Here is a 1,818-nt window from a genome sequence, read left to right on the forward strand (position 1 = left end):
GGGGCAATATTTCATCGCGCATCGAATCCCTCCCGTTTTAATCTCGACCTGGCTCTGCCTCGGCCGATGCGACAGGCTCCCGTCCCGTCACCATGCACCCATCCGGCGCAGCGTCGAGACCATATTACATTCTCAGATAATTACAATAGTTGACAGATTTTTACAGATTTTGTAGTTCTGAACGCGCAGGTGCGCTGTGCCTGCGCCGCCATTCACGAAGGATGATGATGAAACTCTCTGTCGCCAACGATTCCGGTGTGGGCGTGACGCGCTTCGGCGACATCATCTATGAGAGGATCGTCGCGATGATTGCGGATGGAACCTTTCCTGTGAACGAGCGGTTGCCTGCGGAAGCCAAGCTCGCGGCAATGTTCGGCGCGTCACGGCCTGTTGTGCGCGACGCTCTGGAGCGGCTGCGTGCAGATGGTTTGGTCGTTTCGAGCAAGGGGTCGGGTTCCTATGTCAGGCAAAGGCCGGATTCCTCGGTCCTGAAAATGGTGCCTGTAGGATCGCTTGCCGATGTCCAGCGCTTTTTCGAATTTCGCGCCGGGCTTGAGGCGGAGGCCGCCGAGCTTGCTGCGCGCAACTGGCAGGCTGATGACAAGGAGCGGATCACACTAGCGCTTCAAAAAATCGAACAGTGTCTTCGCGAGGGCCGACTTGGCGCTGAAGAAGATCAGGAACTGCACGATGCCATTGCGGTCGCCACCGGCAATCAATTCCATGTCTCTGCTCGCGAATTGTTCAAGCCGCACTTCGCCATCGGTCATTCCGTGACCCGCAGCCTCAGTCTCAAGCGGACGCCAGAACAGATTCGCAGTGTTCAGGATGAGCATGCCGTCATCGTGCAGGCGATTTTCGCGCGGCAGGAGACCGAGGCTCACGATGCCATGAAGCGCCATATCTTGAATGCACGCGCCCGCATGTTCCAGGGCGTATAGGGAATTGGATGAGGCAAAGGCGAGGTGATGGCTTCTTTACGTCTCCTCGTTTGCGTCTCGATAGATGATAAAGGGTCAGGGTAGGAAGATGAGCATTGAAACCATGCGGCAGGTGCTGACCGGCGTCTCCGGTGTTCCGGTCACGGCCTATGAAGGAAGTGGCGAGGTGGAACCGCGCGTCACCGCTCAGGTCTATCAGCGGGTAGCGGCTGCCGGCATTCACAACATCGTCGCAGCGGGCAATACGGGCGAGTTCTATGCGCTCACTCCGCAAGAAATCCGCCGCGTCCATGAAGCGGCGATATCCGGCGTCGACGGCAAGGCGCCGGTGACGGCGGCGATTGGCCGTTCATTGCGCGAGGCAATCCAGATGGCGAAGGATGCTGCCTCGATCGGTGCTTCAGCCGTCATGTCGCACCAGCCGGTGGATCCTTTCGCCGCACCCGGCTCGCAGATCGACTATTTCCGCGATCTGGCGGAGGCCTCGCCCCTGCCGCTCGTCGCCTATGTCCGTGCCGAGGGGTTCAGCGTCGAAGACATGGTTCGCCTGGCCGGTCACGGCAACGTTGTCGGCATCAAGTTTGCGACGACGGATCTGATGCTGCTTTCGCGGGCGATCGAGAGTTCCGACCCAAAAGGCGCGCTCTTCGTCTGCGGTCTGGCCGAAAGCTGGGCTCCGACATTCGCGGCGGCGGGCGCAAGAGGCTTCACCTCAGGCCTCGTCAATGTTGCGCCGAAGCTGTCGCTTGCCGTTCACGCTGCCTTGGAGAAAGGCGATTTCACCGCTGCGCGCGCCATCGTCAACAAGCTTGAGCCCTTCGAACGCATGCGCACGAAGTTCCGCAACGGAACAAACGTTACCGTCGTCAAGGAGGCC

Annotated in this window: 2 protein-coding genes; both read left to right on the top strand. The window is 59.6% G+C overall.

Annotated elements, in window-relative coordinates:
• The first annotated feature begins 227 nt into the window (after window positions 1-227).
• The gene (locus tag FHT73_RS29235) at window positions 228-941 is read left to right on the top strand and encodes a FadR/GntR family transcriptional regulator (RefSeq protein WP_183716541.1); all 714 of its coding nucleotides are present in this window, start codon (window positions 228-230) and stop codon (window positions 939-941) included.
• 88 nt (window positions 942-1,029) lie between these two features.
• The coding region (locus FHT73_RS29240) for a dihydrodipicolinate synthase family protein (RefSeq protein WP_183716543.1) at window positions 1,030-1,818 on the top strand (789 nt) is incomplete at its 3' end.

This window comes from Rhizobium sp. BK098 (assembly GCF_014193155.1).
In the GTDB taxonomy this organism is placed as follows: domain Bacteria; phylum Pseudomonadota; class Alphaproteobacteria; order Rhizobiales; family Rhizobiaceae; genus Rhizobium.